Source organism: Thalassospira sp. MCCC 1A02491 (assembly GCF_001613785.1).
GTDB classification, from domain to species: domain Bacteria; phylum Pseudomonadota; class Alphaproteobacteria; order Rhodospirillales; family Thalassospiraceae; genus Thalassospira; species Thalassospira povalilytica.
Genome location: NZ_LPVX01000020.1, coordinates 1 through 5,832 on the forward strand (window position 1 = coordinate 1; position 5,832 = coordinate 5,832).

The 5,832-nt window shown below is 54.9% G+C and carries 5 protein-coding genes; 1 reads left to right on the plus strand and 4 read right to left on the minus strand.

Annotation, left to right across the window (positions count from 1 at the left end; all coding sequences use genetic code 11):
* Positions 1–318 precede the first annotated feature (318 nt).
* Entirely contained in the window at positions 319–1,389 is a 1,071-nt protein-coding gene (locus AUQ42_RS07500; RefSeq protein ID WP_231856706.1) for a proline racemase family protein, read from the plus strand.
* Positions 1,390–1,524: 135 nt separating this feature from the next.
* Here AUQ42_RS07500 and AUQ42_RS07505 read toward each other — a convergent pair whose 3' ends face one another.
* From AUQ42_RS07505 to AUQ42_RS07520, 4 genes are all read right to left on the minus strand, one after another.
* Positions 1,525–2,193: a GntR family transcriptional regulator gene (locus tag AUQ42_RS07505; RefSeq protein ID WP_068518476.1), complete on the minus strand. Its 669-nt coding sequence runs from the start codon at positions 2,191–2,193 to the stop codon at positions 1,525–1,527.
* Between the two features lie 205 nt (positions 2,194–2,398).
* Entirely contained in the window at positions 2,399–3,400 is a 1,002-nt protein-coding gene (locus AUQ42_RS07510; RefSeq protein WP_068518477.1) for a 4-hydroxyproline epimerase, read from the minus strand.
* Positions 3,401–3,414: 14 nt separating this feature from the next.
* Positions 3,415–4,698, minus strand: coding sequence for an FAD-binding oxidoreductase (locus tag AUQ42_RS07515; protein WP_068518478.1), 1,284 nt, complete (start codon positions 4,696–4,698; stop codon positions 3,415–3,417).
* A 190-nt stretch (positions 4,699–4,888) separates the two neighbouring features.
* Entirely contained in the window at positions 4,889–5,785 is an 897-nt protein-coding gene (locus AUQ42_RS07520; RefSeq protein WP_068518479.1) for a dihydrodipicolinate synthase family protein, read from the minus strand.
* Positions 5,786–5,832: the final 47 nt, after the last annotated feature.

Below are 5,832 nucleotides of genomic sequence, written 5' to 3' on the forward strand. Positions count from 1 at the left end.
AACCGTCCAGTCCGCGTCGCCGCATTCGCTAGCGCCGCACCCCGTCGGTGGAGGCGGGTTATAGGGCCCGCTCCCAAAACTGTCAAACACCTTTTTGCAAAAAAATGACAGAAATGCTGTTACGCAAAATTTTTGCGCGAAAGCATATATAGGTTTCACTTTTATGACCTGCAAGGGCATCGCCGACCCAAAATTCCAGCCCGCCAATATTGCCCGGCGCGAGAATGAGACTAAGATGTTCGCGCCAAACCACCATACACCGCCCGCAAAAAGAGAATCCCGGCCTTAAAAAAGACCGAAAAACCACCGAGGAGCCCGATGGCGACCATGCCCCACCGCAACAAAGCCCGACATGATTCGCAAAATGCCCCGACCTTTCCCGATCAATCGACACCGATCGAGGTGATCGACATGCATACCGGCGGCGAGCCGCTTCGGATTATCACGTCAGGCTATCCCGCCATTCCGGGCGAGGACATTCTTGCCAAACGCCGATATGCGCGTGACCATCTTGATCATCTGCGCCGGTTCTTGATGTTCGAGCCGCGTGGTCATTACGACATGTATGGCGCGATACTGGTCGAGCCCAGCCTGCCCGAGGCCGATCTGGCGGTTTTGTTCATTCATAATGAAGGTTATTCGACCATGTGCGGCCATGCGATTCTGGCACTTGGTCGTTATGCGATTGATTACGGCCTGGTCAAAGCAATCGAACCCGTCACCCCGGTCAATATCGAATGCCCGTGCGGATTGGTCCGCGCCGAGGTCGAGGTTACCAATGGCAAAACCGGCAAGGTGCGGTTTTCATCCGTACCATCCTTCATGTTTGCCAGCGATCTTGCGCTTTGCCTGCCCGATGGCAGGGCATTTAAAACCGATATCGGATATGGCGGCGCGTTTTATGCGATCCTTGATGCCGGGCAGTTTGACATGGCGATTACGCCTGACAATGTCGGCTGGCTGACCGCCCTTTCGGAACAGATTTGTCAGGCGGTGAATGACAGCATCACGCTTTCCCATCCCGATCATGATGATCTGGCATTTCTGTATGGCGCGATCCTGACCGACGGGCGCGACGCGTTCAGCCCCGAACCAACACGTAATATATGTGTATTTGCCAAAAACCAGGTCGATCGCAGCCCGACCGGATCAGGTGTGAGTGCGCGTCTTGCCATCCAGCATGCCAAGGACCTGATCAAACCCGGTCAAACGCGGCCATTTGAAAGCGTGATCGGATCAGGTTTTGAAGGATCGGTCGCCGATGTCACCAATTGCGGTCCGCACGCCGCAATCATCGCATCGGTCAGCGGCCAGGCCCATTACAGTGGCAAGGCCAGTTTCTGGTATGAGGATGGTGATGATGTCGGGCAAGGATTTATTGTCCGATAGGTCCTTGAGTCCATCTAGGCCGCAGAGCCCATCACAGCAAAAAAGGGATGCCGCATATGGCATCCCTTTTTAGTTATCGGACTCTATCTTTGCGATATCTTTGCGATATCTTGGCGAAATCTGTGCGATGATCGCCTATTCACGGGCCTTGCGCAGGCATTCCATCAGGCTGTCGGCCGAACTTTGAATGTGGTCTGCTAGCAATTCGACCGCTTCGTCGGTATTGCCGGCCTTGCAGGCCTCAAATATCTGATGATGTTCGCGTTCGGCCCGATCGGTTGCACCGGACAAGGCAAGCTGCGCCTGGGTGAAGCGCACGGTGTTGTTACCGATCATGCGAATGATTTCGAGCGTCTTGGGACGGTTCGATGCCCGGTAAAGCCGGTCATGGAATTCACGGTTAAGCTCGCCCCATTTGGCGACATCCCCCGACCGGAAGGCTTCATCATAGACCAGCAGGATGTCTTCGACCGATTTAAGATCGGCCGGGGTCAGGCGCGGCACCGCATGACGGAGCAATTCGCATTCAAGGAGCTTGCGGACTTCGAACAGTTCTTCGATTTCATCAAGCGAAAGCTGGGAAACAATTGCACCCTTGTGCGGCTGAAACGTTACCAACCCTTCGGCATCAAGACGCTGCAAAGCTTCGCGGACCGGAATACGCGATACGTTATATTCACCGGCAATGGCATCCTGTCGCAACTGGAAGCCTGCGGGGAAATCGCCCGAAAGGATACGTGCCCGAAGGTCTTCGGTCACCTGATCGGTGATGGTACGGCGGGTAAATCGCGGTGATGCGGTCATTTCAGCTCTTTATAATCTGTTACCCGAAATCATGGCGTGCGGGTCGATGTGCCGCCCAGACGGGCCAAGCCCGTCTGGTAATAGTCATAACGCTGGCCCATGCAAGTCGCAATATAATTGCATACTGTATAATTTCCCATGATCGGGCGAAATACAACAAAGGGGGCATAAAGCCCCCTTTGTCACAAACGCCATCGCGACCCGGTTATTTCACAATGAAACCATGCGCATAGGGATCGCGGTCATCAATAAAGATGGTGTTATAGCCATGCTTGCGCGCCCAGCCTTCGATGCCCGGGACCACCGCATCAAATTCGCCGACTTTGGTTTTCTCGACCACGGAAACGCGGAATTGTGAGCCGATGATGCTTTCATGCAACAGCTCGTCGGCCGGATCCCACTGCCCCTTGGCGACCAGCTGCGCCAGACGGGCCGAGGAGCCGGTGCCGCAAGGTGAACGGTCAATACCCTTGTCGCCATAAAACACCGCATTGCGATGGGTGCTTTCAGGCTGGGTCGGTTTGCCGGTCCACTGAATATGGGAAAGTCCCTTGATATCGGGATGGAGCGGATGAACGAAAGTGTTTTCCGCATTCAGGCGCCGGCGCAATTCCGGGCTGATACGTTGCAGATCCCCCACGGTGAAATCGGCCATATCGCGGAAGTTTTCCTGGGGTTCGACAATCGCATAGAAATTGCCGCCATAGGCAACATCGACCTTGATCGGACCAAGATCAGGGCAATCGACCTCGATATCGGTTTTATAAAGGAAGGATGGCACGTTGGTCAGTTTGACCGATTCAACGTAATCGCCGACCTGCTTATATTCGGCGATCACCAGACCGGCCGGGGTTTCAAGACGCAGACGCCCCGGGGTTTTCGGTTTGACCAGACCTTCCTCGATCGCCATGGTCACAGTCCCGATGGTGCCGTGACCGCACATCGGAAGACATCCCGATGTTTCGATAAACAGCACCGCAACATCATAATCATCAGAAGTCGGATCATAGAGGATCGAGCCCGACATGATGTCATGACCGCGCGGCTCGAACATCAGGCCGGTGCGGATCCAGTCATATTCAGCCAGAAAGTGCGCACGCTTTTCGAGCATGTTGGCACCTTCAAGTTTTGGTCCACCGCCTGCGACCAGGCGAACCGGATTGCCACAGGTATGACCGTCTATGCAAAAGAAGCTGTTTTTCGCCATTATGGGGCCTGCACTCAGAAGCGATTGATACGATAGGGCGTCATGTCGATCGGCGTTTGCGATCCGGTGACAAGATCGGAAATCAAACGACCGGTGGTCGCCCCCATGGTCAGGCCAAGATGGCCATGACCAAACGAGAAAAAGACATTGCGGTGTTTCGGGCTTTTGGAAATGACCGGTTTTGAATCGGGCATCGAGGGCCGGAAGCCCATCCATTCGGTGCCGCCTTCGGCATTGAGTTTCGGCAGGACTTCCTTGCCCTTGGCAAACAGGGCCTTGGCACGGTCATAGTTGGGCGGGGCAATCAGCCCGCCAAGTTCGACCGCACCGCCAACGCGAATGCCCATTTCCATCGGTGTCAGAATGATGCTGTCATCGGCACTGATGATGGTGCGTGACAGTTTGACATCATGATAGGGAACGGTGGTGTTATAGCCACGTTCTGTGTCAAGCGGCACCGGCGAGCCCAGACGTTTGGCCAGCGTTTTCGACCACGCACCGCAGGCAACCACCAGCGTGTCAAAGGTAATCTGATCACCCGTTGTGGTCATGGCCGCACGTGGCTGCCCGTCGCGATAGACGAAATCTGTGACATCTGCGGTCTGGAATTTTCCGCCGCGCTCGATGAAATGTTTATACAGACCGGTCACGATCTTGAAGGGATCAAGCACACGGCCCCAGTCTTCTTCGATCACGCCACACGGGAAGATCGGTGCCAGATCAGGTTCAAGATCCATGATCTCCTCACGTGAGACATCGCGGATTTTAATGCCCTTGCGCCGACGCAAATCAATGCCGTATTCGGCATCACGCCGGGTCCTTTCCGAGCGATAGACGCCAAGTGCGCCTTCCTTTTTAAAGACTGCGTCATTAAGGCCAGCCTCGGCAATTACCGGCTCGTAATCTTCCCAGACGCGATTAAGGATCGCGGCCAGTTCGGTACTGATCTGTTCAACCCGGCTTTTGGAGCTTGCGGCAATGAAGCGCAACAGCCAGGGCATCATTTTGGGCAAATAGGTCCAGCGGATTGAAAGCGGACCATAGGGATCCATCAGCCAGCCCGGCACATTCAGCAGCGTTCCGGGCATGGCGATCGGCGCACATTCGGAAACCGCAATCCCGCCGGCATTGCCAAAGGAAGTCCCCCTGCCCGGCTCCCCGCGGTCAAGAATGGTAACGTCATAGCCCTTTTTCAAAAGAGCCAGACCGACATTCACCCCGACAATGCCAGCACCAATGACGACAGCCTTTTTGCCATCACTTGCCGGAGTGTTGGTATCGGGTTTGGTATTGGTCATTTCGGGGCCTCGCCTGATGTGGTGCGCGTTTGGTTTCTTGTCGTGAAATGGTCGCCAGATGGCAGGAAACTCCCCCATGAAGAGCCACGGGGGAGCTTACTGTTTCATCAAACCGACCCTGAATGCAATCACGGTTTTCGGGTGCGAGAGGTGTGATTGCGGTCGTTACAAAGGACCAGGAACGAAGCCCTTAGAGCGACGGGCGCGTGTCGATGGCTTTTTGAATGGTTGCCTTGATGGTTTCGAGTTCTTCCCCCACCAACGGCAGGCGCGGGGCACGCACATGCGGTTTGCCAACGCCGGTCATTTCCTGTGCCAGCTTGATGTATTGCACCAGTTTGGCGTGAACATCCATGTGCAGAACCGGGGTGAACCAGCGATAAATCTCAAGAGCTTCTTTGTATTTGCCCTCAGACAGCAGCTTCCACAGTGCGACCGATTCTTTCGGGAAGGCATCGGTGAAACCGGAAATCCAGCCAACCGCACCAAGAACCTGGGTCTCCATGACAAGGTCATCCATGCCACAGAACAGAACGAAACGATCACCACAGGCATTATAGATGTCGGTGATACGACGCGGGTCACCCGAGCTTTCCTTGATCGCGACCAGGTTTTTGACATCGGCAAGCTGATTGAATTCTTCGGGCTTGATGTCGATGCGATAGGCACCCGGGTTGTTATAGATCATGATCGGCAGCTTGGTTGCATTGGCAACCGTGCGGAAATGTTCGATATTTTCACGCGGATCGGCGGTGTAAACCATGCCCGGCAGCAGCATCAGGCCATCGGCACCGATTTTTTCGCATTCCTGGACATAGCGGATCGCCGCCCGGGTGGAGCTTTCGGCAACACCGGAAAGAACCGGAATGCGGCCCTTGGTGACTTCCACAGCAAGCTTCAGAACGGCAACTTTTTCTTCGGGATCAAGGGCGGTGTTTTCACCAACCGACCCCAGCATCACCAGACCGTCAACGCCTGCTTCGATCAGGGCTTCGATCTGTTCTGCGGTCATATCAAAATCGATAGAACCATCTTCGTTCATCTGGGTTGCAACGGCGGGGAAAACGCCAGTCCAGTTTACCTGCATGGAAAAGTAACCTCCTGATATGGCTGGATAATTCACCTACCCCGCCA

Excerpts from the sequence above, each read along its gene's own strand:
- AUQ42_RS07500 (WP_231856706.1), top strand. The coding sequence starts at position 319 with ATGGCGACCATGCCCCACCGCAACAAAGCCCGACATGATTCGCAAAAT.
- AUQ42_RS07505 (WP_068518476.1), bottom strand. The coding sequence starts at position 2,193 with ATGACCGCATCACCGCGATTTACCCGCCGTACCATCACCGATCAGGTG.
- AUQ42_RS07510 (WP_068518477.1), bottom strand. The coding sequence starts at position 3,400 with ATGGCGAAAAACAGCTTCTTTTGCATAGACGGTCATACCTGTGGCAAT.
- AUQ42_RS07515 (WP_068518478.1), bottom strand. The coding sequence starts at position 4,698 with ATGACCAATACCAAACCCGATACCAACACTCCGGCAAGTGATGGCAAA.
- AUQ42_RS07520 (WP_068518479.1), bottom strand. The coding sequence starts at position 5,785 with ATGCAGGTAAACTGGACTGGCGTTTTCCCCGCCGTTGCAACCCAGATG.